Below are 24,694 nucleotides of genomic sequence, written 5' to 3'. Positions count from 1 at the left end.
GGGGCCCCGAACTGCTCCGGGAACTGCTCCGCGGCCTGGTACGGGGCCGGCGGCACCGGCGTCGGGTAGCCGCCGCCCTGCGGAGGCAGCTGCGGCGGCACGTCGTACGCGGCGGCCGGCGGCTGGGGCGCGGCGGGCCGACCGGCCCGCAGACCGTACGGGTCCTGGCCGTCCTGCGGGTGCCCGTACGCGTCCGCCGCGTACGGGTCCTGGGCGTAGGTGTCGGCCACGTACCAGTCGCCGGACGGCGACTCGGCGCCCGGCCGGCTCTCACCGCGGCCCGGCGGCCGCTCCTCGCTGCGCCCGGTCATGTCACCTCTTCGCTGTCGTGGGGGGAGGCCGGCCCGGCGGTGCGGGGTGTCGGCGGTATCAAGGACCAACCTTCTCATCACCGGCGGCCCGATCCCGGCCATCCGGGCTGCTGCCGCGCGGTGTCTGCGCACGACCGCCACCAGGGGCGTCGTCCGTCCCACCGGTCCCGTCCGGCGCCGGGGCCCCGGCGGGGTCCTTCCCGGTGTCCTCCGCAGACTCCTCCACCGGCTTCTCCGCCGGCTTCTCCGCCGGGTCCTGCGCCGGGTCCTGCGCCGATCCGGCGCCGCCCGCCGCCGGGGCGTCCCCGATCGGCTGGTCGCCGTCCTCGTGCGGCTGCCCGCCGAGCCGCTTGCGCTGGCGCACGAAGCGCAGCGCGGCCAGCAGCAGCAGGACGCCGGCGCCCGCGAAGACGTACAGCACCCCGTTGGTCACCGAGGTGACGTCCACCTGGAACCGCTGCGGTTCGCCGTACGGCCGCGGGTTGGGGCCGGTGGTCCACAGCTGGGCGGTCATCCAGACCGGCCCGTTGTTGCGGGCCTCGGCGTTGAAGCGGAGGGTCGCGCTCTGCGAGGCGGGGAGGACCAGCTCCTCCTCCTTGCTCACCCGCAGCCGGTTCGGCTGGGCCGAGGTGAGCACCAGCTTCAGGTTGGTGACCGTCTGGGTCAGGTCGTTGCGGACGCTGACCTGGAGCAGACCGGTGTTGCCGGCCAGGGTGACCACGTTCTTCTTGGGCACCTGGACGGCGTTGGTCAGCTCCTTCAGGTACGCCGTGACACCGGTGCGGTACGTGTTCCCGGCCTGCGGCTGGTCGCGCCACGCGGTGGACAGCGAGCGGACCATCGCGGCGCTGAACGGGCCGCGCACCCGCTGCGGCAGGGTGAGCACCCGCATCAGGGTGTCCAGGTCCTGCTGGATGTCGTCGGTGCGGCTCAGGTCGGCCGCCGCCAGCTCCGAGGCACGGGCCTGGGCCGGGTAGTCGGTGGGCGCCGGGACGGCGGTGTTGGCCTTCGGGTCGGCCGCGGACTGGGCCAGCGCGTCCAGCTTGACCGAGGAGATCCACTTGCCGTCCGCCGTCTGGAGGGCGTTCGCCAGTGCCTTGGCGCCGGCGGCGCTCAGCTCGCGCGGCGGCATGACCAGCAGCCCGCGCTGGTTCTGCGGCTGCTCGTGGGTGATCGCGAAGGTCTCGGCGAGGAAGCGCTGGGTGGACTCGGTCTGCGCCTGCGGGCTGCTCAGGTCCTTGGCGAAGAGCGCGGAGACGGTCTCGTCGGCCACCACGGCGCTCTGTCCGTTGCCGATCGGGCGGACGGCGGTCGGGGTGTAGTTGAGCGAGTCCGGCTCCGGCATGACCGCGCCGTTGACCAGCACCAGCCCGCTGCCCGACTGCTGGGCGAGGGCGGCGATCTGCTGGTCGAGGAGGCCCTGGTACGGCCAGGCGACGTCGGAGCGGGTGTCCACGGCGAGCCGGCCCTCGACGGTCAGCCGGCCGGCGGTGGCCGCCTTGTTCAGCGCGGTGGTCATCCCGGCCAGGTCGGAGCCGTTGTGCGCGATCGAGGCGAGGTCCGGGTCGGCGTACGGCAGCGAGACCACCTGGTCGCCCGGCCTGGCGACGGCGGCCCGGAGCTTGTCCAGCCAGGCGACGGCGGCGGCCGAGGCCGGGACCTGGACGGTGTTGTCGTCCTTGGCCGACTTGCCCGACGCCTCGGTGCCCGGCTTCTGCACCCGGTAGGGCTTGGTCATCGCGAGCGCGGCGTCCAGCAGGTCCGGGTCGACCACCCAGGTCAGGCCGTTCAGCTTGGCGCCGGTGTCGACCAGCTCGTACAGCCGGCCGCCCGGGGCGAACTCGGTGGCCAGGCTGTCGTCGCGCAGCACCGAGACCGGCTGGTCGCTGCCGTCGGTGCTGGTCTGGGCGGCCAGCACCGGCGGGTGCACCAGCGGCCAGACCGTGCTGACCTTCGTCGGCTGCGCCTCGGCGCCGCCCGGGTTGTACGGCAGGAAGGTCCGGGCGATGCCCAGGGCGCGGTCGCGCGGGTTCTCGGCGGTCCCGCCCCAGGCGTCCACCGCGAGCTCGTACGCGCCGCTCGTGGAGAACCCGAGGTCGCCCACCGCGACGCTCAGGGTGTACGGCTGGGTCTTCCCCGGTTCGAGCTCCGGCAGGGCGTACTGCGGGGTGTCCAGCTCCACGCCGTCCCTGCTGTCCGGCGCGGTGCGGCCGGCCACGATGGCCAGGTCGTTGCGCCGGTCCAGCGGCTTGTTGGAGTACGGCTTGAGGACGGCCGCGTGGGCGCCCTTGATCGGGGACTTGCCGGCGTTGGTGACGTGTCCGGAGATCGTCACGGTGCCGTTCGGGACGGCCACCTGCGGGCTCAGCGTGTCGATGGTCATCACCACCGGGTACTCGGCCGTGACCGAGGAGTCGGCGGCCGGCCGGACGTTGCCGCCGGCGGGCAGCGCGCCGGCCGGGGTGGCCGTGAAGAGGACCAGGGCGGCCGCGCAGGCGGCGGCCAGGCGCAGGCCCGCGCGGCGCGCCCGGCGGGCCGGATGGCGGCCCTCGGCGGGGCGCTCGGCCCGTCCAGGCTGTCGGTGCGCCCCCAGGCCCGAGTGCCGTGCCGGCTCACTCACTCGCTTCGCCCTCGCCGTTCTCGATCGTTCGCTGCTGATGCTGTCCGTCCGGCGGTCCGCCCGACGGTCTCGCCTGACCCGTGTGGAACTCTTCGTCCGACGGCGTCACCGCACCGCCGCCGCGGGGGTTTCCGCGGGTGGTGGCGGCGCGCGACACCGCATCCCCTGTCCGGTGCCCGAGACCCGTCCACCGGCATGGTAACGATGCAGCCCGCGGTGCAGTGTTGCGGGCTGTGGGGTGAGACGCCCAGAACGCGCGGGCGGTTGACCTGTCGGGGCACGTACCCTTGTGAGCCGTGTCCACTGCCAATGAGCCCACCGCGCGCACCGACCGTTCCAGCACCGCCGTCCAGGTCGTACCAGGCCTGAGCGAGGCCCAGACGCTCGGCCTCCAAGAGCTGCTGCGGGTGTCGCCGGTCGCCGACGAGATCGCCCGGCGGTTTCAGGCGGCCGGCCACCGGCTGGCGCTGGTCGGCGGGTCCGTCCGGGACGCGCTGCTCGGCCGGCTCGGCAACGACCTGGACTTCACCACCGACGCCCGCCCGCAGCAGGTGCTCAAGCTGGTCAAGGGCTGGGCGGACGCGGTCTGGGACGTCGGCATCGCCTTCGGCACGGTCGGCGCCCGCAAGGACACCCCCGAGGGCTCCTTCCTGATCGAGATCACCACCTACCGCTCCGAGGCGTACGACCGCACCTCGCGCAAGCCCGAGGTCAGCTACGGCGACACCATCGAGGAGGACCTGGTCCGCCGGGACTTCACGGTCAACGCGATGGCCGTCGACCTGCCCGGCCGCGGCTTCGTCGACCCGCACCGCGGCCTGGAGGACCTGGAGGCCCGGGTGCTGCGCACCCCCGCCACCCCCGAGGAGTCCTTCTCCGACGACCCGCTGCGGATGATGCGGGCCGCCCGCTTCGCCGCCCAGCTGGACTTCGACCCGGCGCCCGAGGTGGTCGCCGCGATGACCGCGATGGCCGAGCGGCTCACCATCGTCTCCGCCGAGCGGATCCAGGCCGAGCTGAACAAGCTGCTGCTGGCCGCGCACCCGGTGAAGGGCCTGCGGCTGCTGGTCGACACCGGCCTGGCCGACCACGTGCTGCCCGAGCTGCCCGCGCTGCGGCTGGAGCGGGACGAGCACCACCGGCACAAGGACGTCTACGAGCACTCGCTGACCGTCCTGGAGCAGGCCATCGACCTGGAGCAGGACGGCCCGGACCTCACCCTGCGGCTGGCCGCGCTGCTGCACGACATCGGCAAGCCGCGCACCCGCCGCTTCGAGGCGGACGGCCGGGTCTCCTTCCACCACCACGAGGTGGTCGGCGCGAAGATGACCCGCAAGCGGATGCGCGAGCTCAAGTACTCCAAGGAGCTCACCGAGGACGTCTCGCGCCTGGTCGAGCTGCACCTGCGCTTCCACGGCTACGGCGGCGGCGAGTGGACCGACTCCGCGGTGCGCCGCTACGTCACCGACGCCGGGCCGCTGCTGGAGCGCCTGCACAAGCTGACCCGCTCCGACTGCACCACCCGCAACAAGAAGAAGGCGGCCGCGCTCTCCCGCACCTACGACGGTCTGGAGACCCGGATCGGCGAGCTGAAGGCGCAGGAGGAGCTGGACGCCGTCCGCCCGGCGCTGGACGGCAACCAGATCATGGAGCTGCTCGGCCTCAAGCCCGGCCCGCAGGTCGGCAAGGCGTACAAGCACATGCTCGAACTCCGGCTGGAGCACGGCCCGATGGAGCACGACGAGGCGGTCGCGGCGCTGCGCGACTGGTGGGCCGGGCAGCAGGGCTGAGCCCGGCTCCGGCGCGCGGGACGAAGTTCCGGGCGGGGCTCCGGACAGGACACGAGGGGTGGCCCCGGCCGAGCGCCGGGGCCACCCCTCGTCCGTCCCGGGCTACTTGACCTGCTTCAGGCAGAGCACGTAGTCCAGGGCCGGGAAGTTGGGGTGCTTGCTGGTGTACCAGCTGTCCGACTTCGGCTGCTTCTCGCAGACCTTCTCGTCGGAGGTGGCGAGGTACTTGTAGACGATCTTGTACTGCGCCTTGGCGTCGGTGCAGGGCACCACGGTGATCTTCGGGTTGGTGTCGGTGGTCTCGCTGGTGCCGTTCGCGTTGCGCAGGCAGTCGCCCGTGTTGGCCGCGTCCACCTTGCTGTCCGAGTCGGCCGTCGGGGTGGTGACCGGCGGGAGCGTGATCGTCGGGGCCGGCAGCGTGAAGGTCGGCGAGGGGATGACCGGCGGGGTGTAGGTCGGCATCGGCAGCGGGGTGGGCGAGAAGGTCAGCACCGTGGACGTCGGCGTCGGGTCGGCGACCGGGTCGTTCTTCCCCGGGCCGAGCACCCCGGTGGCGGCCAGGGCCACGGTGACCGCGAGCGAGACCGGCACCAGCAGCATCGCGATGTGCGGCCGGCTGGTCAGCGGGACGCCCGGGTCGAGCTGCGGACCGTGGCTGCCCGGGACGGGCGGCGGCAGCTGCTTGAACTTGTTGTGCGGGCCGAGGTTCAGCAGCAGCGTGATCGGGGTCAGCAGCCAGGAGACCAGGCTCCACCAGCCCTGGACCAGCGTCCGGGCCGACATGTCGCGCACCGTCGCCGTGCCGCAGGTGCGGCAGAACGGGCCGGTCATCCGCAGCATCCGGTAGGCGATGATCAGGCCCTGGTGGCCGCGGACGGTGGCCTCCACCGCCGGGTAGCCGCCGCAGAACCGGCAGGTGGTCCCGTCCACCGGGGGCGGCGGGTACCCGTAGCCGTAGCCGCCGGGCGGGGGCGGGGGCGGGGCGCCGTACGGCTGCTCGGGCGGCGGCGGGGGGCTCGGGTAGCCGTACCCGGGGGGCGGCGGCGGTGGGGGCGGGGCGCCGTAGGAGCCGCCGGTGGCGTACGGGTTGCCGTCGCCCGGCGGCGGGCCGTACGGCATCTGGGGCGGAGGCGGAGCGGACAAGGAGGTCCCCCGGGAAGGAGAGGCGGAAGAGTTCAGGACTTCTTCACCGGCGGGACGCCGGTGGTGGCGGGCGCCAGCGGGCCGAGGCAGAGCACGTACCGCTTCTTGTTCCAGCGGCGGCCGCTCTTGCCCGAGACCACGCTCGTGGTCTGCGGCGTCTGCTTGCAGCGGTTCACGTCCGTGGTGCCCTCGAACTTCGCGAGGACCCGGTAATTCGCCTTGCTGTCAGTGCACTTGACGATGTCGACGTCGCGGGAGCCGTTCGCCCGCACGCAGTCGCCGGGCTTGGCGCTGCTGACACTCGGACCGGCCACGAAGTAGCCCACCGCCAGCGCCAGGCAGCCGCCGACCACTCCGACGATCCGCAGCTTGGACCGCAGGCCGCGCTTCTTGTCGGCCGGCGCGGCCGGTGCGGGCGGCGCCGCCGGAGCGGGCTGCGGCTGGCCGTACGGCCCGGCGGGCGGCTGCTGCGCGTACGGGTTGGGGCCCGGCTGGCCGTAGGCCGGCTGGCCGTACGGCTGCTGCCCGTAGGGCTGCGGACCCGGCGGCTGCTGCGGGTAGCCGGGCGGCGGGCCGTAGCCGGCCGGGGCCGGCGGCGCGGGCTGTCCGTAGGCCGGCGGCGGTCCGTACGGCGCGGCCGGCGGGGGGACGGGCGCCCCGTACGACGGTGCTGCGGGCGGTCCCACCGGGGCCGGTCCGTACGGATTGGGCGGTGTGCTCATCAGTTCGTCCCCCGAGGCAGAGTTCTGTCGTTCCGACAGGTTGAGTACCTTAGCGAGTCGGTCGGACCACCTCGGCCCCGAGCCCCCGGGGCCCTCCAGGAGGCCTGGTCACCGGGGGAGCGGGCTCCGGCGGGCGGCGCCCAGGTAGAGGACGGCCGTCAGGGCGTATACCCCGGCGACCCCGAGCACCACCGCGACGGAGCGGCCGGACAGCGGCAGCACCAGCGCGGTGACGAGGGCGGCGGCCACGAAGGCGACGTTGAACAGCACGTCGTAGATGGCGAAGACCCGGCCGCGGTACTCGTCCTCGACCGACTCCTGCACCACCGTGTCGGCGCAGATCTTGGTGCCCTGGGTGACCACCCCGAGCAGCAGGGCGGCGATCAGGCAGGGCACCAGGGTGAAGCTCAGGCCCAGCGCGGGGACGAAGACCACCGGGGCGACCAGGCAGGCCGTCATCCACCCGGCCAGGCCCAGCCGGCGGGTGCACCAGGGGCTGACCAGCGCGGCGACGAAGAACCCGGCGGCGGACAGGCCGACCGCCTGGCCGAGGGTGACCAGCCCGGCCGCGCTGTCGGCCGGGTCGTTGAAGGTGTACCGGGCGAGCATCACCACGACCACGATCAGCACGCCGTAGCAGAACCGGGCCGCGGTGACGGCGGCCAGCGCGTGCACGGCGGGCCGGCAGTCCCGGACCAGGTGGCGCACCGCGGCGCCGAGGTCGACGGCGGCCCGGACCAGCGCCTGGTTGAGCCCGGGGCGGTCCGCGTGCCGGTCCGGGCCGAGCAGGTCGCGGTCCATCCGGCGGGCGGCCAGCGCGGCCGACAGGTAGAGCAGCGCGGCCACCGTGACCAGGGCGGCGTCGGCCCTCGGCCCCGGGGCCATCAGCTGGTGCAGCAGGAAGCCGATGCCCCCGCCCGAGGCGGCGGCGACCGTCCCGAGGGTGGGGGAGAGGGCGTTGGCGGTGACCAGCCGGTCCTGCTCCACCACCCGGGGCAGGGCGGCGGACAGGCCGGCCAGGATGAACCGGTTGAGCGCGGTGACCAGCAGGGCCGAGGCGAAGAACAGCCAGGTCGGCGCCTCGGCCAGCAGCAGCGCGCCGGTGACCAGGCCCAGCCCGAAGCGGGCCAGGTTGCCGACGTAGAGCACCTGGCGGCGGCGCCAGCGGTCCAGCAGCACGCCGGCGAACGGGCCGATCACCGAGAACGGCAGCAGCATCACGGCCAGCACCGAGGCGATGTCGGCGGGGGAGGACTGCTTCTCGGGGGAGAAGACCACGTACGCGGCGAGCGAGACCTGGAAGACGCCGTCCGAGAGCTGGGAGAGCACCCGGGCGGTCAGCAGCCGCCGGAAGTCGCGGCCCTTCAACAGGTCGAGGAGAGTGGCGCGGTGCGCGGACTGGTGGGTGCTGCCGTTCTCGGTGATCGCCACCCGCCCAGAGTGCCATGGAACCGGCCGACGTTTCACGTGAAACATTGGCCGCGAGAACGTGAAGGGCCCGCGGTCCGCAGACCGTGGGCCCTTCCGACGGGCTAGGGGCGGCAGCGGCTCGGCCGCCGCCGCTCAGCGCCGGGTGCTCAGCGCTCGACCTCGCCGCGGATGAACTTCTCGACGTTCTCGCGGGCCTCGTCGTCGAAGTACTGGACCGGCGGGGACTTCATGAAGTACGAGGAGGCCGACAGGATCGGGCCACCGATGCCGCGGTCCTTGGCGATCTTCGCGGCGCGCAGGGCGTCGATGATGACACCGGCGGAGTTCGGGGAGTCCCAGACCTCCAGCTTGTACTCCAGGTTCAGCGGGACGTCGCCGAAGGCCTTGCCCTCCAGGCGGACGTAGGCCCACTTGCGGTCGTCCAGCCAGGCCACGTAGTCCGAGGGGCCGATGTGGACGTTCTTGGCGCCCAGCTCGCGGTCGCGGATCTGCGAGGTGACGGCCTGGGTCTTGGAGATCTTCTTGGACTCCAGGCGCTCGCGCTCGAGCATGTTCTTGAAGTCCATGTTGCCGCCGACGTTCAGCTGCATGGTGCGCTCGAGGATGACACCGCGGTCCTCGAACAGCTTGGCCATCACGCGGTGCGTGATGGTCGCGCCGACCTGGGACTTGATGTCGTCACCGACGATCGGCACGCCGGCCTCGGTGAACTTGTCCGCCCACTCCTTGGTGCCCGCGATGAACACCGGCAGGGCGTTCACGAAGGCGACCTTGGCGTCGATGGCGCACTGGGCGTAGAACTTGGCCGCGTCCTCGGAACCGACGGGCAGGTAGCAGACCAGGACGTCGACCTGCTGGTCCTTCAGGACCTGGACGACGTCGACCGGCGCCTCGTCCGACTCCTCGATGGTCTCCAGGTAGTACTTGCCCAGGCCGTCGAGGGTGTGGCCGCGCTGGACGGTCACGCCGGTCGGCGGCACGTCGCAGATCTTGATGGTGTTGTTCTCGCTGTTGCCGATGGCGTCGGCCAGGTCGAAGCCGACCTTCTTGGCGTCGACGTCGAAGGCGGCGACGAACTCCACGTCACGGACGTGGTAGTCGCCGAACTGGACGTGCATCAGGCCGGGGACCTTGCCGGCCGGGTCGGCGTCCTTGTAGTACTCGACACCCTGCACCAGCGACGCGGCGCAGTTGCCCACGCCCACGATGGCTACGCGAACCGAACCCATTCCGGTTGCTCCCTGTGATCTCATGAGGACCGCCGGGGTCGGCGGAACTCGTCCTGCTTCTTCGATGACTGCATGTACGGGCGCGAGGCGCCCAATCCTGCCGCGCGGCACAGGGCTGGCGCGGTGTCAGCGCTCCTGGTCGGAGCGCCCCGGGCGGTCGTACGGCGGCCCGGACGGGTCCGGGGACCCGGTCTCCTGGCCACGGCCGTCCGAAGTCCTTCGGGGGCCGGCGGTGCCGCCGCCGGCGTCGGGGCCGGTCCGGCCGGTGCGGTTGGACCGCTCGGTCTCGATCAGCTCGTTGAGCCAGCGGACCTCGCGCTCCACCGACTCCAGTCCGTGCCGCTGGAGTTCGACGGTGTAGTCGTCGAACCGCTCGCGGGCGCGGGCCAGCGAGTTGCGCATCCGCTCCAGCCGCTCCTCCAGCCGGCTGCGGCGCCCCTCCAGGACGCGCATCCGCACGGCCCGGTCGGTCTGGCCGAAGAAGGCGAAGTGCACGCCGAAGTGCTCGTCCTCCCAGGCGTCCGGGCCGGAGTCGGCGAGCAGTTCCTCGAAGCGCTGCTTCCCCTCGGCGGAGAGCCGGTAGACGATCTTGGACCGCTTGCCGTTGAGCGCGGTGGCCGGGACGTACTCGACGTCCGGGTTGTCCTCGACCAGGAAGCCCTGGGCGACCAGGCTCTTCAGGCAGGGGTAGAGCGTCCCGTAGGAGAGCGCCCGGAACGTTCCGAGCAGGATGTTCAGCCGCTTGCGTAGTTCGTAGCCGTGCATCGGGGCGTCGTGGAGCAGTCCGAGGACGGCGAACTCCAGCACTCCTGAGCGCCTGCCCATGCCGTCGTCCTCCTCCCTCGCGGTGTCCGACCGGGCCGTCGCATCCGGCGGTATTCCGCTTCGATGTATCGGCTCGATATATCGAGAACAGTAAACCCGGCCCCCGGAACCGGCAAGGGGGGCACGCGTGAATGTGATCACAAGCCGACGCGCGGGCGGGGTTGGCAACGGGCGTGTAATGATCTGTCGCCGTTTTGTGCTCATTGGCAACTGATGTCCGATTAGGTGTATTTCCATGCTGCGTACGCTGTCGCGTGTGCACGAGGACCACCTCCGGGATCAGGGCGGTTTGCGGGCATCGGACGTGAACCCTGCCTTCAGGCTGGAAACGCCTGGCGAGGAGTGGCTGGAAGATGAGCGAGCGACGGCGAAGGACGCCCAACCCGGGCGGTGAGGGGCAGCAGCCCCCGGGAGGCGGCGGCCGTCGGGGCGACGGGCCGGGGCCCGACGAGCTGCGCTCGGACGGCGTCGGCCGGCGTCGCCCCTCGGGGGTCAGGGAAACCGCACAGCAGCCCCGGATGACCCGTGCGGAGATGCGCAAGGCTGCCCAGAAGAAGGGCAAGGGGGGCGCCAAGCGCGGTGCGGCCTCCGCCTCCGCCGCGGCCGCCGGCCCCGGCAAGAAGCGCTTCATCGACTACCCGCGGTTCGGCAAGACCGGCGTCCGGCGCTGGCTGCCGTCCTGGAAGCAGTGGCTGAGCGGCTTCCTGCTGGTCTTCGGCTGCTTCGTGGGCCTGGTGTTCTACCTGTACCAGACCACCAAGGTCCCGGAGCTGAACGAGCTGGTCAACAACCAGAACACGATCTACTACTGGGCCGACAGCACGGAGATGACCCGCAAGGGCCAGACCAACCGTCAGATCGTCGAGCTCAAGGACATCAGCCCCAACCTCCAGAACGCCGTCATCGCGGCGGAGAACAAGACCTTCGAGACCGACAGCGGCATCGACCCCAAGGGCATGCTCCGCGCCGTCTGGAACATGGCGAAGGGGGGTGAGACCCAGGGCGCCTCGACCATCACCCAGCAGTACGTGAAGAACGCCTACCTGAGCCAGGAGCAGACCCTCAGCCGCAAGGTGAAGGAGTTCTTCATCACGCTGAAGGTCAACCAGGAGAAGAAGAAGCCCGAGATCCTCACCGGCTACCTGAACACCAGCTGGTTCGGCCGCGGTGCGAACGGCGCCCAGGCCGCCGCCCAGGCGTACTACGGGGTGGACGCCAAGGACCTGAACGTCTGCCAGAGCGCCATGCTGGCCGGCCTGCTCAAGGGCGCGACCTACTACGACCCCACCAACCCGGCCAACAAGGAACGCGCCCAGGGCCGGTGGAACTGGATCCTGGACCAGATGGTGGACACCAAGGCCATCACCCCGGACGAGCGCGCCAAGTGCACCGCGTTCCCGGACCCGATCCCGCAGAAGCCCAGCTCCAACATGAACGGCGAGATCAGCTACCTGGTCGACACCGCCAACAAGTACGTGCTGGCCACCGACAAGACGATCACCCAGCAGATGATCGACCGGGGCGGCCTGAAGATCTACACCACCTTCGAGAAGGACAAGGTCGACGCCCTGAAGACGGCCGTCGACGCCGTCAAGGCGGAGAACCTCAACCCGCAGAAGCGGCCGGACAACGACACCAACATCCAGTTCGGCTCGGCCAGCATCCGCCCCGGCGACGGCGCGATCGTCGCCCTCTACGGCGGTGACGGCGTGGAGAACGGCCACTTCGACAACAACGCGGACGCCACCGGCGTCCAGGTCGGCTCGACCTTCAAGCCCTTCGTGCTGGCCACCGCGATGCAGGTCGGCGTGCAGACCGCGAAGGACGACAAGGGCAAGCCGAAGCGGATCAACGCCGACAGCCGCTACCTGGCCGACGACATGTCCGAGATCCGCAAGCCGGACGGCTCGCTGGTGATCGGCGACGACGGCAAGCCGTACCGGCAGAAGAACGAGGACTCCGGCAAGCGCGGCTACGTCTCGCTGCGGCAGTCGATGCAGTACTCGTACAACGTGCCCTTCGTCCAGCTCAACCAGGACGTCGGCGGCCAGAACGTGGCCGACATCGCGGTGCAGATGGGCGTCAAGAAGGAGAGCCTCGCCGACCCGAAGACGGCGACCTTCCCGCTCGGCACCTCCACCATCAGCCCGATCCGGATGGCCACCGCCTACGGCACCCTGGCGGCCAGCGGCAAGGAGTCCGAGCCGTACTCGGTCACCAAGGTCGAGGTGAGCGGCGTGGAGCGCCCGGGCTTCGGCAAGAAGGAGCCCAAGGTCGCGCTGGAGCCGGCCGTCGCCGACAACGTCACCGACGTGCTGGTGAACGTGGCGGTGAACGGTACCGGCAAGAAGACCAAGGACCTGGGCCGCCCGGTGGCCGGCAAGACCGGTACCACCGACCAGAACAAGTCGGCCTGGTGGGTCGGCTACACCCCGCAGCTGGTGACCAGCGTCGCGATGTGGCGCGAGGACCCGGCCAAGCACGAGCGGCAGTCGCTCAACGGCACGGGTGGCAAGGAGTCCATCCACGGTGGTGACATCCCGACCGACGTCTTCACCCGGTACATGAAGGCCGCGCTGGCCAACGAGAAGAAGATGGACTTCCCGACCCCGCAGCCGGTCGGCACCGAGGTGGACTCCTCCGGGGCGCCGTCCACGGCCACCGCGACGGCCGTTCCGACCGCGACCGACACCCCGACGGCCCCGGCGCAGACCCAGTCGCAGGCGCCGCAGCCGCCGGTGCAGCCGCAGCCCACCCAGACCTGCGTGCCCGGCGTGGACTGCCCCGGCGACCAGCCGAGCAACACGCCGACCAGGAACCCGCACCCGAGCAGCACCTGTCTGCCGCTCGTCGGCTGCCCGACGCAACCGGGGCCGTCGGACAGCGCGACGCCGCCCGGTGGCGGTGGCGGCGGCACCCGTCCGCCCGGCGGTGGCGGCGGTGGTGGCAAGCCGACGCCGAGCACCACCGGCGGTCTGCAGGGCGCGGCGGCCGGGTAGCGGCCCGGCCCGGCGGAAACCCGGAACCTTGAACGGCGGTGGCGGTCCTCCTCGGAGGGCCGCCACCGCCGTTTCCGTGCCGGCCGCCGTTGCGGTGGGGACCGCCGCCGCTTTCGTCCGGACCGCTGCCGGTTTCACCGGGAACGGCCCGCGCGTCGGCACGGACCGTTGCGGGGTCCTCCTCGTCCCGGCGGGACCGGTGCGGCAGGATGTCCGGCATGACGTCGAGCGATCGTGACGAAACCGCCGGCCCGGTCGGGCCCGGCGCCGCCGCAGGGCCCCTCCCGGCAGCCGTCGCCACGGCCGCGCCGCCGGCCAACACCGTGGTCGTCCCGGCCGACGAGGACCCGGTGGCGGCGGCCGGCAGCGAGGTGATCGGCGGGCCCCCCGGCCGCCGGGCGCTGCTCGGCGTCTCCTGGTGGGTCCCGGCGCGCTTCCTGGCGCTCGCGGTGATCGTGGTGTCGGTGCTCGGCATGGTGCAGAAGCTGCCCTGCTACGAGCAGGCCTGGTTCCAGCCGGGCTCGCCGCAGTACGTCCACGCCTGCTACAGCGACATCCCGCACCTGTTCTCCGGGCGCGGCTTCGCGGCCGGGCTGCACCCGTACGTGGACCGCATCCCGGGCTCCTCGGGGGACCTCCAGTACCTGGAGTACCCGGTGCTGACCGGCCTGTTCATGCAGGTCGCGGCGTGGCTGACGCCCGGCGGCGGGGACCAGCGGAGCCAGGAGCAGTGGTTCTGGGCGATCAACGCCGGGATGCTGATGGCCTGCGCGGTGGTCGCCGCGGTGGCGCTCTCGCGCACCCACCGGCGCCGTCCGTGGGACGCGCTGCTGTTCGCGCTTGCCCCCGTCCTGCTGCTCAACGGCACCGTCAACTGGGACCTGCTCGCGGTCGCCCTGGCCGCCGTGGCGATGGCCTGGTGGGCCGGCGCCCGGCCGGGCTGGGCCGGTGTGTTCATCGGTCTGGCCACCGCGGCCAAGCTCTACCCGCTGCTGCTGATCGGCCCGCTGCTGGTGCTCTGCTGGCGGGCCGGCCGGTGGCGCGAGTTCCGGGTGATGCTGGGCGGCGCGGTCGGCGCCTGGCTGCTGGTCAACCTGCCGATCATGCTGGCCAACTGGCGGGGCTGGTCGACCTTCTACGTGTTCAGCAAGCACCGCGGCGAGGACTACGGCTCGTTCTGGCTGATCCTGATGCAGCGCCGCGGCGCCGGGCTGGCCGACCTCGACGTCTACATCGGCGTGCTGATGGTGCTGGGCTGCCTGGCCATAGCGTGGCTCGGCCTCTCGGCCCCGCGCCGGCCGCGGGTCGCCCAGCTGGCCTTCCTGGTGGTCGCGCTGTTCGTGCTGGTCAACAAGGTGTACTCGCCGCAGTACGCGCTCTGGCTGCTGCCGCTCGCGGTGCTGGCCCGGCCGCGCTGGCGGGACTTCCTGATCTGGCAGGCCTGCGAGGTGCTCTACACCCTCGGCATCTGGTCCCACCTGGGCCTGGTCACCGGCTCCAAGCAGCACGGGATCGGCGAGGGCTGGTACCACTTCGCGATCGGGCTGCACCTGCTGGGCACGCTCTACCTGGTCGCCCTGGTGGTCCGCGACGTGCTCCACCCGGACCGCGACCCGGTCCGCTGGGACGGCAGCGACGACCCCTCCGGCGGGGTGCTGGACCACGCCCCGGACGTGTTCGTGCTGGGCACCGCCCGCCGGCTGCGCGAGGAGGAGAGCTACGCCGCGTACGCGCCGGCCGGCCCCGAGCAGTGGCTCGACGAGCCTGATCTGCCGGAGCCGGCCGAGAAGGCCTGACCCGGACGGGAAGGCCTGACCGGGCGAGCGAGCCCCTCGACCGGAGGCGAGCCGAGCCCTGTCGGAGGCTGCTAGCGGTCCACCACGCGGTCGAAGTGCGTGGTGGTGTGCCGGACCTGGAGCCCGAGCTCCTCGCCGATCGCCGGGGGCTTGGTCTCCCCGTCCAGGAAGAGCAGCGAGACCTGCATGTGCGGCGGCTCGGCGAACCACAGCTGCTTGCCGGCCCAGTGGAACGGCGACTTGGTCTTGTTGACGGTCGCCAGGCCGGCCCGGGCGATGCCCTTGGCCCGCGCCCCCATGCTCTGGAGGTACTTGGGCGCCTCCAGGCCGATGCCGTGCGCGGTGCCGCCGGCGACCACCAGGATGTGCCCGTCGGAGGGCGCCGGGTGCTGGCGGTAGCCGTACCGCTCGCCCTTCTGCAGCGGGGTGACGTCCAGCACGGTGGCCCGGACCTCCAGCGCGGCGTGGTCGCCCAGCCAGAGCCGGGTGCCGATCCGGGCCCGGAAGACCGTCTGCGGGTAGCGCTCGGCCAGCCGGTCCATGCCGGCCGCGCCGAGGTGGCTGACGAACACGGTGTGCACCGGGATGCCGGCCGCCCGGGCGGTGTCCACCCAGTACGCGACCTCGTCGACCGGGTCGGAGCCGTCCGGCCGGTCCATCGGCAGGTGCAGCGCCAGGCCCTCGAAGGCGACGCCCTCCAGCTCGGCGGCGACGGTGCGCAGGTCGGCCGCGCTCACGCCGTGCCGGCGCATGGTGGTCATGCACTCCAGCACCACCCGGGAGCCGTGCAGCGCCCGCAGCGCGTCCACGCTCGCCACCGTGCGGATCACCCGGGCGTGCGGCAGCGGGAGCACCTCCTCGCCGACCCGGTAGGGGGTGAGCACCAGCAGCTCGCCGCCGTACCACTCGGCGGCGTCGGCCGCCTCGTACGCGGTACCGACGGCGAGCACCCCGGTGCCCAGCAGCGTCGCCTCCTCGGCCAGCCGGTGGTTGCCCAGGCCGTAGCCGTTCCCCTTGGCGACCGGCACCAGGCCGGGGAACTCGGCGAGGACGGAGCGCTGGTGGGTGCGCCAGCGTTCGGTGTCGAGGTAGAGCGACAGCGTCATCGGGTCAGCCTCCTCAGCGGCGGGACATGTAGAGGTCGAGGGCCTTGTGCAGCAGCTTGTTGAGCGGGAAGTCCCACTCGCCGAGGTACTCGGCCGCCTGGCCGCCGGTGCCGACCTTGAACTGGATCAGGCCGAACAGGTGGTCGTTCTCGTCCAGGGTGTCACTGATGCCGCGCAGGTCGTACACCCCGCCGCCGAGGGCGTAGGAGTCGCGCATCATCCGCCACTGGATGGCGTTGGACGGCTTGACCTCGCGCTTGTGGTTGGCGGAGGCGCCGTAGGAGTACCAGACGTGCTCGCCGACCACCAGCATCGTGGTGGCGGCCAGCGGCTCGCCCTCGTGGTAGGCGATGTACAGCCGCATGCGGTTCGGGTCCTCGGCGACGAGGGCCTTCCACATGCGCTGGAAGTAGGCCAGCGGGCGCGGGGTGAACTTGTCGCGCTCGGCGGTGACCAGGTAGAGCTGGTGGAAGATCGGCAGGTCGTCGTAGCCGCCCTGGTAGACCTCGACGCCGCTCTTCTCGGCCTTCTTGATGTTGCGGCGCCAGAGCTGGTTGAAGTTCTTGTGGATGTCGTCCAGCGAGCGGTTGGCCAGCGGCACCTGGAAGACGTAGCGGGGCTGGACGTCGCCGAAGCCGGCGCCGCCGTCCTCGCCCTGCAGCCAGCCGGCCTTGCGCAGCCGGTCGGCCACCTCGAAGGCGCGGGCCTCGTACCAGTCGGCCTCGACGTCGCGCAGCCGCTTGGCCTGCTTGGCGGCGATCGCCTCCTTGATGGTGGGGGCGTTCCAGCGGCGGATGACGATCGGCGGGCCCATCTTCACCGAGAACGCGCCCTGCGCCTTGAGGTGCGCCAGCATCGGGGAGAGCCAGCGGTCGAGGTCGCGGTCGAACCAGTCGATGACCGGGCCCTCGGGCAGGTAGGCGAGGTAGCGCTTGAGCTTGGGCAGCTGGCGGTAGAGGACCAGGCCGGCGCCGACGAGCTGGTCGGCGTCGTCGAACCAGCCGATCGACTCGGACCGCCACTCGGCCTTCACGTCGCCCCACGACGGCACCTGCATGTGGCTCGCCGAGGCACGGCTCCTGATGAAGGCGAGGTGCTCCTCGCGGGTGATCGTCCTCAGGCGCAGGCTCATTGCTCGGTGCTCCTCGTCGGTCGGGCTGCGGTGGCCCCAGGTTCTCGGGCCTGACCCTATCGTCCGGGGCCCGGGCGCCCGTCGTGGCGGGCACGACGGCGCCCCCGTCGGGTACCTGTCTCCTCTTCCAGATACGCGACGGGGGCGGCGAGGGTTCCGGGCGGGGCCTGTGGGTTCGGTCCCAGCCGGTGCGGCGCGGGGGTGCGGGGGCTCAGCCCCAGAGACCGCCGCGGGCGATGCCGAGGTAGAAGCCGAGCGCGGCGGCGCCGAGCGTGATCATCAGGACGAAGCGCTCGGCGGTGGTGACCGAGACGAACATGCCCCACAGGCCCGTGACGATGCCGAACAGGCCGGTCCACGAGGTCAGCACGTGCAGGTTGTGGAAGAACGAGGTGGTGAAGGCGATCACGCCCAGGAGGGCGGTGATGCCCACCAGGGTGTTCTCGCGTGGGTGCGGGTGGCCGTCGGTGTTCAGCGTGAGGGCGGGCATGCGGTGGACGGACTGGGCCATGGGTCCCACCTCCTGGCGTGGAGACGAACGGGCAGGGATCCCGTTCCGTCCAGATTGCGGTGCTTGGGTCGCTCTCACAACCCCTATGCGTTTTGTTCGGCCGTCCGGGTGCAGGTAGGCTGTGCCGTCTGCACTGGTGTAGTTGTGCCCCCTTTGCGCCCTCTTCGGGGCGACGCCCGGCTCCGGCCGGATCGGGGCCGACTGTCCGACCCGGCCGTTACGGTGGGCCGGAGTCGTCACTGCTCCGGTGCCGACGCTACGCACAACCCTCCTGCCACGGAGAGACCGTGGCCGCTGAGTCCAAAGGAGGTGGGTTACTCATGCGTCACTACGAGCTGATGGTCATCCTCGACCCCTCGGTCGAGGAGCGCGCTGTCTCCCCCCTGATCGAGAGCTTCCTCGCTGTCGTCCGCAACGCGGGTGGCAAGGTGGAGAAGGTCGACACCTGGGGTCGCCGCCGTCTGGCTTACGAGATCAACAAGCAGTCCGAGGGCATCTACTCGGTCATCGACCTCAAGGCCACGCCTGAGGTCGTCAAGGAGCTCGACCGCCAGCTGGGCCTGAGCGAGTCGGTTCTGCGGACCAAGGTCCTGCGCCCGGACACCCACTGAGCCACCTCTGAGGCCTTCGGGTCTCGGGTAGCTCGCGTCCGCTGTTTCACGTGAAACAGCGGTGAACGGACATCTTCCCGAGAGGTCATCACCACCATGGCAGGCGAGACCGTCATCACCCTCGTCGGCAATCTCGTCGACGACCCCGAGCTGCGCTTCACCCCGTCGGGTGCGGCGGTCGCGAAGTTCCGCATCGCGTCCACCCCCCGCACCTTCGACCGTCAGACGAACGAGTGGAAGGACGGCGAGAGCCTCTTCCTCACGTGCAACGTCTGGCGTCAGCCGGCGGAGAACGTGGCCGAGTCGCTGCAGCGCGGCATGCGCGTCATCGTGCAGGGCCGACTGCGCCAGCGGTCTTACGAGACCAAGGAAGGCGAGAAGCGGACGGTCTTCGAGGTCGAGGTCGACGAGGTCGGCCCGAGCCTGCGCTCGGCGACCGCCAAGGTCACCCGGGCCAACCGGTCCGGCGGCCCCGGTGGCGGCTTCGGCGGCCAGCAGGGTGGCGGCCAGGGCGGCGGCAACTGGGGCGGCGGCGGTGGACAGCAGGGCGGCGGCAGCTGGGGTGGAAACTCCGGCGGCGGCCAGTCCGGCCCCTCCGACGACCCCTGGGCCTCCAGCGCCCCGTCCGGTGGAAACCAGGGCGGCGGCTGGGGTGCCCCGTCCGGTGGTGGCGGCTACTCGGAAGAGCCCCCGTTCTAAGAGCTGACAGATTTCGTGCGGCCCGGCCGCCGGCGTCCCCGGACGCCCGCCGGGCCGTGAACCCCAAATGGAGCACACAATGGCGAAGCCGCCTGCTCGCAAGCCGAAGAAGAAGGTTTGCGTCTTCTGCAAGGACAAGGTCAACTACGTTGACTACAAGGACACGAACCTGCTGCGGAAGTACATCTCCGACCGCGGCAAGATCCGTGCCCGTCGGGTGACCGGCAACTGCACCCAGCACCAGCGTGACGTCGCCACGGCCGTGAAGAACAGCCGTGAGATGGCGCTGCTGCCCTACACCAGCACCGCGCGCTAAGAGAGGGTGACCAAGTAATGAAGATCATCCTCACGCACGAGGTGCCGGGTCTCGGCTCCGCCGGCGAGGTCGTCGAGGTCAAGGACGGCTACGCCCGCAACTACCTGGTCCCGCGTGGCTACGCCATCCGCTGGACCAAGGGTGGTCAGAAGGACGTCGACGCCATCCGTCGCGCCCGGAAGATCCACGAGATCCAGACCCTCGAGGCCGCCAACGAGGTCAAGGGTCAGCTCGAGGGCGTCCAGGTCAAGCTGGCCGTCCGCTCGGGCGACGCCGGCCGTCTGTTCGGCTCGGTGACCCAGGCCGACGTCGTCGAGGCCATCAAGGCCGCCGGCGGCCCGGCGGTGGACAAGCGCGCCGTCGCGATCGCCTCGCCGATCAAGACCGTGGGCTCCCACAAGGTCTCGGTCAAGCTGCACTCGGACGTCGTGGCCAACCTCGACGTCGCCGTCGTGGCTGCCTGAGCTCCGTAGCGAAGGCCCGAGGGCCGGACTCCTCCGGGAGTCCGGCCCTCGGGCTTTTCCGGCCCGGTCCCTTTCCGGTCCCGGCCCCGGGCCCGGCGCCGAGGGGTCAGCCGCGCACCGCTCCGGTGACCAGCCACTTGCCGCCGCGGGCGCGCCAGGCCAGGAAACCGGCCCGCAGCAGCATGAACAGGTTCATCGCCCACCAGAGCCCGGCCAGTCCGGCACCGGTGGCGGGCACCGCCAGCGCCACCGGGACGAACACCGCCAGGGTCGCGAGCCCGGCCCAGGCCAGGTAGGGGCCGTCCCCGGCGCCCATCAGCACGCCGTCCAGCACGAAGACCAGGCCGGCCACCGGCTGGGTGAGCGCGAGCAGCAGCAGGGCGGTGTCCAGCTGGGCCCGGACGGCCGGATCGGGCGTGAACAGCGGGACGTACAGCGGGCGGGCGAGCACCACCAGCAGGCCGAGCACCAGCCCGGAGACGATGCCCCACTCGACCATCCGCCGGGTGGCGGCGCGGGCGCCGGGGACGTCCGAGGCACCCAGGTAGCGGCCGATGATCGCCTGGCCGGCGATCGCGATGGCGTCCAGCGCGAAGGCCAGGAAGTTGAACAGCGTCATGGTGATCTGGTGGGCGGCCACCTGGTCGTCGCCGAGCCGGGCGGCCACCGCGGTGGCGGTCATCAGCACCGCGCGCAGGCTGATCGTCCGGACCAGCAGCGGCCCGCCGGCCCGGGCACCGGCCCGGATGCCCGCCGCGTCCGGCCGCAGCGAGGCCCGCTCCCGGCGGGCGCCGCGGACCACCACGACCAGGTAGGCGGCGGCCATCCCGGTCTGGGCGAGCACGGTGCCCCAGGCCGAGCCGGCCACCCCGAGCCCGGCGCCGTACACCAGGCCGGCGTTCAGGCCGATGTTGGCGGCGAAGCCCGCGACGGCCACCACCAGCGGCGTCCGGGTGTCCTGGAGGCCGCGCAGCACCCCGGTGGCGGCCAGCACCATGAGCATCGCCGGGATGCCCAGGGAGCTGATCCGCAGGTACGTCACCGCGTGCGGGGCGGCGGTCGCCGAGGCGCCCAGGACGTCGGCCGCCCAGGGGGCCACCAGCAGGGTGAGCAGGACCACCGGGACGGCCAGGCCCAGGGCGAGCCAGATGCCGTCGATGCCCTGCTGGACGGCGCCCCGGCGGTCCCCGGCGCCGATCCGGCGGGCGACCGCCGCGGTGGTGGCGTAGGCGAGGAAGACGAACACGCCGGTCGCGGTGGAGAGCGCGGCGGAGGCGACGCCCACCCCGGCCAGCTGCGGGGTGCCGAGGTGGCCGACGATCGCCGAGTCGGCCATCAGGAAGAGCGGCTCGGCGACGAGCGCGCCGAAGGCCGGGACGGCCAGGGCGAGGATCTCCCGGTCGTGCCGGCGTCGGGAGGGGGCCGGGGTCGGGGGCGAGGCGGTCATGGGCTCCAGGCTACTCATCCACAGGTAATGGATGTAAGTGCCTTGTGCCCATTACTCGAAATCTTGAGCGGTGCGGTTCGTCCGCTCTGTGCCCACAGCCGTTCGGAGGTGTGTGAAGAATTTCTCATGCACAGGCCCGGGAAGAGGTAATCCCAGGTCAACAGGTTGACGGTGGATGGATCGTCCGGTTATCCACAGGGACGTCCACAGGGGTGTCCACAGCTTTGCGGCAGTTCTCCACAGGACGGGGCCGTTCATCCACACCCCCTGTGGATAACCGCCTTGGCGCAAGGGCGTCCGGCGCCTTAGCGTGGGCCCTCCGCCCGACACTCCCGCCGCCCCCGGCGTCCGATTTGTCGGAGCCGTGGCGTACAAAGAGGATCGGATCCGCTCCACCCAGCCACCGGCAAGCCCGCTCCAACTTCGCACCACTCGCTGATCGGGGAACACGCGTGACCGGCCCCCAGTACGACGACCACGACGCCCCGCCGCCGGAGGAGGACTGGCAGACCGCCGAGGACCCCTTCCCGGCCGGCGCCTTCGACGACGCGCCCTTCCCGGACGGCCCCGGTGACCGGCTGCCGGTCTCGCGCGGCCGCGGCGAGGGGCGTCAGGGCGGTGGCCGCGACGGCAAGGGCGGCTTCCAGAAGGGCGGCAAGGGCGGCCGGCCGGAGGGCGGCTGGCAGCGCCGGGACGAGGGCGACGGCGGTGGCGGGACGGACGGCTTCGAGCGCGTCCCGCCGCAGGACCTGGACGCGGAGAAGTCCGTCCTCGGCGGCATGCTGCTCTCCAAGGACGCCATCGCCGACGTGGTCGAGGTGCTCAAGCCGGCCGACTACTACCGGCCCGCGCACGAGATGGTCCACGGCGCGATCCTCGACCTCTACGCCCGCGGCGAGCCGGCCGACCCGATCACGGTGGCCGGCGAGCTGACCAAGCGCGGCGAACTCCAGCGGGTCGGCGGCGCCGCGTACCTGCACACCCTGGTCAACTCCGTCCCGACCGCGGCCAACGCCGAGTACTACGCCCAGATCGTGCACGAGCGCGCGGTGCTGCGCCGACTGGTCGAGGCGGGCACCCGGATCGCCGGCATGGGCTACGCGGCCGAGGGCGACGTGGACGAGATCGTCAACGCCGCCCAGGCGGAGATCTACGCCGTCACCGAGCAGCGCACCAACGAGGACTACGCCCCGCTCGCCGACATCATGGAGGGCGCCCTCGACGAGATCGAGGCGATCGGCTCCCGGCAGGGCCAGATGTCCGGCGTGCCGACCGGCTTCGCCGACTTCGACCAGCTCACCAACGGGCTGCACCCCGGCCAGATGATCGTCATCGCGGCCCGCCCCGCGATGGGCAAGTCCACCCTCGCGCTGGACTTCGCGCGGGCCTGCTCGATCCACCACAAGCTGCCGAGCGTGATCTTCTCGCTCGAAATGGGCCGCAACGAGATCGCCATGCGCCTGCTCTCCGCCGAGGCCCGGGTGGCGCTGCACCACATGCGCTCCGGGAACATGACGGACGACGACTGGACGCGCGTCGCCCGCCGGATGCCCGACGTCAGCGAGGCGCCGCTGTTCATCGACGACTCGCCGAACCTGTCGATGATGGAGATCCGCGCCAAGTGCCGCCGGCTGAAGCAGCGCAACGACATCAAGCTGATCGTCATCGACTACCTCCAGCTGATGCAGTCCGGCGGCTCCCGGCGGGCCGAGAACCGTCAGCAGGAGGTCTCGGACATGTCCCGTAACCTCAAGCTGCTGGCCAAGGAGCTGGAAGTCCCGGTCATCGCGCTCTCCCAGCTGAACCGTGGCCCCGAGCAGCGCACCGACAAGCGGCCGATGGTCTCGGACCTGCGCGAGTCCGGCTCGATCGAGCAGGACGCGGACATGGTCATCCTGCTGCACCGCGAGGACGCCTACGAGAAGGAGTCCCCGCGCGCGGGCGAGGCCGACCTGATCGTCGCCAAGCACCGAAACGGTCCGACCGCGACCATCACGGTGGCCTTCCAGGGCCACTACTCGCGCTTCGTGGACATGACCCGGGACTGACCCGGGACGGGGACCGGCCCGGTCTTCCGGGCCGGGGCCGGTCTCAGACGGTGACGGTGGCGCGGAAGAGCGTGGCGCCGGTGCCGGAGAGGCGGGTCGGGGTGCCGGTGGCGGGGAGGAAGGCGGACTGGCCGCGGGCCAGGTCCAGGACGGTGCCGTCGGCGGCGGTCAGCCGGGTGGTGCCCTCGGTGCAGAACAGGATCTGCGGGGTGCGGCCGTCGATCTCGGGCCCGGCGCCGGCCAGCACGAAGCGGGAGAGCCGGAACTCGTCGATCGGGACGGGGTAGAGCTCCTCGCCCGGGGTGCCCTCGACCGGGACCGGCTCCAGCACCTCGGGGGCCCCGGCCTCGAAGACCACGACCTCCAGCAGCTCCGGCACGTCGATGTGCTTCGGGGTGAGGCCGGCCCGCAGCACGTTGTCCGAGTTGGCCTGGAGCTCGACGCAGGTGCCGGAGAGGTAGGCGTGCGGCACCCCGGCGCCCAGGTAGAGCGCCTGGCCGGCGTGCAGCCGGACGTGGTTGAGCAGCATCCCGGCGACCACGCCGCGGTCGTCCGGGAAGTCCTTCGCGATCCGGGCGTACGGGGCGTACTCCCCGTCCGGGTCGGTCGCCGCCAGCGCCTCGACGGTCCGCCGGACGGTCTCCCCGTCCAGGGCGAGGGCGGCGGTCAGGGCGCCGCGCAGCGCCGCGGCCTCCTCCCCGGCCTCCGGTCGGGAGGCGCCCCCACCGGCGGCCAGCCGCTCGATCACCGGGGCGAGCCCGGGCACCGCGAGTCCGGCCAGCAGCCGGGCCGCCCCGGCCGGCCGGCGGAAGCCGCACAGGCCGTCGAACTCGCCCAGCGCGCAGACCATTTCGGGCTTGTGGTTGGCGTCCCGGTAGCTGCGCTCGGGGGCGTCCAGCGGGATGCCGAGGGCGTTCTCGGCGGCGAATCCGGCCCGGGCCTGGGCCAGCGTGGGGTGGGCCTGGATGGACAGCGGGATGCCGGCGGCCAGGACCTTGAAGAGGAACGGCAGGGCCGGGCCGAACCGGGCCACGCTCGCGGCGCCCAGCTCGCCCTCGGGGTCGGCCGCGATCAGCTCGTCCAGTCGGCGCGGGCCCTCGCCGCGGTCGGCGCGCGACGGGGCGCCGGGGTGGGCGCCCATCCACAGCTCCGCCTGCGGCTCACCGGTCGGCTGCTGCCCGAGCAGCTCGGGCAGGGCGGTGAGCGACCCCCAGGCGTACGGGCGGACGGTGTTGACGAGCCTGTCCATGCGCGCGGTCCTACTCCTTCGCTGTCTGGGCGGCCCCCGGACGTCCCGGGTCCGGATCGCCGGGGCGGGCCCGGCGGTGCGGGCGGTCCGGGCACGGGCAAGGGAAACGACCCCTAGGGTCTGTCTCTTGGATCCTTGCCGGGTGCGCGGCGCCGGGGCACGCACCTCGCCGCGTTGTCGTCGGTCGCCAATGCTCCGCAGTGGCTCCCTCCTCCGCCTTGCGATGCACGCACCCCAACGCCGCG

19 protein-coding genes and 1 pseudogene are annotated in these 24,694 nt (G+C 72.1%); 8 read left to right on the top strand and 12 right to left on the bottom strand.

The window, feature by feature from the left end; all coding sequences use genetic code 11:
* Positions 1-311 (bottom strand): annotated as a pseudogene (locus tag ABZW03_RS14265) (hypothetical protein); the annotation flags it as partial.
* 58 nt (positions 312-369) lie between these two features.
* Complete coding sequence (locus tag ABZW03_RS14260) at positions 370-2,931, bottom strand: DUF6049 family protein (RefSeq protein ID WP_355256595.1); 2,562 nt, start codon at positions 2,929-2,931, stop codon at positions 370-372.
* Positions 2,932-3,296: 365 nt separating this feature from the next.
* On the opposite strand from ABZW03_RS14260, the gene ABZW03_RS14255 reads away from it, so the two are divergent.
* The gene (locus tag ABZW03_RS14255) at positions 3,297-4,721 is read left to right on the top strand and encodes a CCA tRNA nucleotidyltransferase (protein WP_355256601.1); all 1,425 of its coding nucleotides are present in this window, start codon (positions 3,297-3,299) and stop codon (positions 4,719-4,721) included.
* A 102-nt stretch (positions 4,722-4,823) separates the two neighbouring features.
* On the opposite strand, the gene ABZW03_RS14250 is transcribed toward ABZW03_RS14255, so the two are convergent.
* From ABZW03_RS14250 to ABZW03_RS14230, 5 genes are all read right to left on the bottom strand, one after another.
* Positions 4,824-5,864, bottom strand: coding sequence for a hypothetical protein (locus tag ABZW03_RS14250; RefSeq protein WP_355256592.1), 1,041 nt, complete (start codon positions 5,862-5,864; stop codon positions 4,824-4,826).
* A 32-nt stretch (positions 5,865-5,896) separates the two neighbouring features.
* Positions 5,897-6,586 (bottom strand): hypothetical protein, encoded by a 690-nt coding sequence (locus ABZW03_RS14245; RefSeq protein WP_355256589.1) that lies wholly within the window; start codon positions 6,584-6,586, stop codon positions 5,897-5,899.
* A 108-nt stretch (positions 6,587-6,694) separates the two neighbouring features.
* Entirely contained in the window at positions 6,695-8,017 is a 1,323-nt protein-coding gene (locus ABZW03_RS14240) for an MFS transporter (protein WP_355256586.1), read from the bottom strand.
* A 146-nt stretch (positions 8,018-8,163) separates the two neighbouring features.
* Positions 8,164-9,246 (bottom strand): inositol-3-phosphate synthase, encoded by a 1,083-nt coding sequence (locus ABZW03_RS14235; protein WP_355256583.1) that lies wholly within the window; start codon positions 9,244-9,246, stop codon positions 8,164-8,166.
* 126 nt (positions 9,247-9,372) lie between these two features.
* Positions 9,373-10,071 carry a helix-turn-helix transcriptional regulator gene (locus tag ABZW03_RS14230; protein WP_355256580.1) on the bottom strand — a complete coding sequence of 233 codons (699 nt, stop codon included), beginning with the start codon at positions 10,069-10,071 and terminating at the stop codon, positions 9,373-9,375.
* 518 nt (positions 10,072-10,589) lie between these two features.
* On the opposite strand from ABZW03_RS14230, the gene ABZW03_RS14225 reads away from it, so the two are divergent.
* Both ABZW03_RS14225 and ABZW03_RS14220 read left to right on the top strand, forming a co-directional pair.
* Positions 10,590-13,070: a transglycosylase domain-containing protein gene (locus tag ABZW03_RS14225; protein WP_355256577.1), complete on the top strand. Its 2,481-nt coding sequence runs from the start codon at positions 10,590-10,592 to the stop codon at positions 13,068-13,070.
* A 218-nt stretch (positions 13,071-13,288) separates the two neighbouring features.
* Entirely contained in the window at positions 13,289-14,866 is a 1,578-nt protein-coding gene (locus ABZW03_RS14220) for a glycosyltransferase 87 family protein (RefSeq protein ID WP_355256574.1), read from the top strand.
* A gap of 71 nt (positions 14,867-14,937) precedes the next feature.
* Here ABZW03_RS14220 and ABZW03_RS14215 read toward each other — a convergent pair whose 3' ends face one another.
* From ABZW03_RS14215 to ABZW03_RS14205, 3 genes are all read right to left on the bottom strand, one after another.
* Positions 14,938-15,972, bottom strand: a complete 1,035-nt coding sequence (locus tag ABZW03_RS14215) for an alanine racemase (RefSeq protein WP_355256571.1) — start codon at positions 15,970-15,972, stop codon at positions 14,938-14,940.
* Positions 15,973-15,985: 13 nt separating this feature from the next.
* Entirely contained in the window at positions 15,986-17,104 is a 1,119-nt protein-coding gene (locus tag ABZW03_RS14210) for a peptidoglycan bridge formation glycyltransferase FemA/FemB family protein (protein WP_355256569.1), read from the bottom strand.
* Positions 17,105-17,315: 211 nt separating this feature from the next.
* Positions 17,316-17,615, bottom strand: coding sequence for a hypothetical protein (locus ABZW03_RS14205; protein ID WP_355256566.1), 300 nt, complete (start codon positions 17,613-17,615; stop codon positions 17,316-17,318).
* A 320-nt stretch (positions 17,616-17,935) separates the two neighbouring features.
* On the opposite strand from ABZW03_RS14205, the gene rpsF reads away from it, so the two are divergent.
* From rpsF to rplI, 4 genes are all read left to right on the top strand, one after another.
* Positions 17,936-18,226, top strand: coding sequence for a 30S ribosomal protein S6 (gene rpsF, locus ABZW03_RS14200; protein ID WP_188298654.1), 291 nt, complete (start codon positions 17,936-17,938; stop codon positions 18,224-18,226).
* A gap of 96 nt (positions 18,227-18,322) precedes the next feature.
* Positions 18,323-18,925, top strand: a complete 603-nt coding sequence (locus ABZW03_RS14195; RefSeq protein WP_355256562.1) for a single-stranded DNA-binding protein — start codon at positions 18,323-18,325, stop codon at positions 18,923-18,925.
* 79 nt (positions 18,926-19,004) lie between these two features.
* Positions 19,005-19,241 (top strand): 30S ribosomal protein S18, encoded by a 237-nt coding sequence (gene rpsR, locus ABZW03_RS14190; RefSeq protein ID WP_030059640.1) that lies wholly within the window; start codon positions 19,005-19,007, stop codon positions 19,239-19,241.
* 17 nt (positions 19,242-19,258) lie between these two features.
* Positions 19,259-19,705: a 50S ribosomal protein L9 gene (rplI, locus tag ABZW03_RS14185; protein ID WP_355256559.1), complete on the top strand. Its 447-nt coding sequence runs from the start codon at positions 19,259-19,261 to the stop codon at positions 19,703-19,705.
* Between the two features lie 106 nt (positions 19,706-19,811).
* Here rplI and ABZW03_RS14180 read toward each other — a convergent pair whose 3' ends face one another.
* On the bottom strand, positions 19,812-21,152 hold the full coding sequence (locus ABZW03_RS14180) for an MATE family efflux transporter (protein ID WP_355256556.1): 1,341 nt from the start codon (positions 21,150-21,152) through the stop codon (positions 19,812-19,814).
* 578 nt (positions 21,153-21,730) lie between these two features.
* On the opposite strand from ABZW03_RS14180, the gene dnaB reads away from it, so the two are divergent.
* Positions 21,731-23,200 carry a replicative DNA helicase gene (gene dnaB, locus ABZW03_RS14175; RefSeq protein WP_355256598.1) on the top strand — a complete coding sequence of 490 codons (1,470 nt, stop codon included), beginning with the start codon at positions 21,731-21,733 and terminating at the stop codon, positions 23,198-23,200.
* Between the two features lie 43 nt (positions 23,201-23,243).
* On the opposite strand, the gene manA is transcribed toward dnaB, so the two are convergent.
* Positions 23,244-24,449: a mannose-6-phosphate isomerase, class I gene (gene manA / locus ABZW03_RS14170; RefSeq protein WP_355256553.1), complete on the bottom strand. Its 1,206-nt coding sequence runs from the start codon at positions 24,447-24,449 to the stop codon at positions 23,244-23,246.
* Between the last annotated feature and the right edge of the window lie 245 nt (positions 24,450-24,694).

It is taken from the genome of Kitasatospora sp. NPDC004799, assembly GCF_040609095.1.
Classification (GTDB): domain Bacteria; phylum Actinomycetota; class Actinomycetes; order Streptomycetales; family Streptomycetaceae; genus Kitasatospora.
Note: the sequence above shows the minus strand (reverse complement) of the source record. Positions and strands in the feature narration are given on the sequence as shown.

Coding starts and splice junctions, on each gene's coding strand:
- ABZW03_RS14230 (WP_355256580.1), bottom strand. CDS start 10,071: ATGGGCAGGCGCTCAGGAGTGCTGGAGTTCGCCGTCCTCGGACTGCTC.
- ABZW03_RS14215 (WP_355256571.1), bottom strand. CDS start 15,972: ATGACGCTGTCGCTCTACCTCGACACCGAACGCTGGCGCACCCACCAG.
- rpsR (WP_030059640.1), top strand. CDS start 19,005: ATGGCGAAGCCGCCTGCTCGCAAGCCGAAGAAGAAGGTTTGCGTCTTC.
- rpsF (WP_188298654.1), top strand. CDS start 17,936: ATGCGTCACTACGAGCTGATGGTCATCCTCGACCCCTCGGTCGAGGAG.
- ABZW03_RS14245 (WP_355256589.1), bottom strand. CDS start 6,586: ATGAGCACACCGCCCAATCCGTACGGACCGGCCCCGGTGGGACCGCCC.
- ABZW03_RS14210 (WP_355256569.1), bottom strand. CDS start 17,104: ATGAGCCTGCGCCTGAGGACGATCACCCGCGAGGAGCACCTCGCCTTC.
- ABZW03_RS14205 (WP_355256566.1), bottom strand. CDS start 17,615: ATGGCCCAGTCCGTCCACCGCATGCCCGCCCTCACGCTGAACACCGAC.
- ABZW03_RS14195 (WP_355256562.1), top strand. CDS start 18,323: ATGGCAGGCGAGACCGTCATCACCCTCGTCGGCAATCTCGTCGACGAC.
- ABZW03_RS14235 (WP_355256583.1), bottom strand. CDS start 9,246: ATGGGTTCGGTTCGCGTAGCCATCGTGGGCGTGGGCAACTGCGCCGCG.
- manA (WP_355256553.1), bottom strand. CDS start 24,449: ATGGACAGGCTCGTCAACACCGTCCGCCCGTACGCCTGGGGGTCGCTC.
- ABZW03_RS14220 (WP_355256574.1), top strand. CDS start 13,289: ATGACGTCGAGCGATCGTGACGAAACCGCCGGCCCGGTCGGGCCCGGC.
- ABZW03_RS14180 (WP_355256556.1), bottom strand. CDS start 21,152: ATGACCGCCTCGCCCCCGACCCCGGCCCCCTCCCGACGCCGGCACGAC.
- ABZW03_RS14225 (WP_355256577.1), top strand. CDS start 10,590: ATGACCCGTGCGGAGATGCGCAAGGCTGCCCAGAAGAAGGGCAAGGGG.
- rplI (WP_355256559.1), top strand. CDS start 19,259: ATGAAGATCATCCTCACGCACGAGGTGCCGGGTCTCGGCTCCGCCGGC.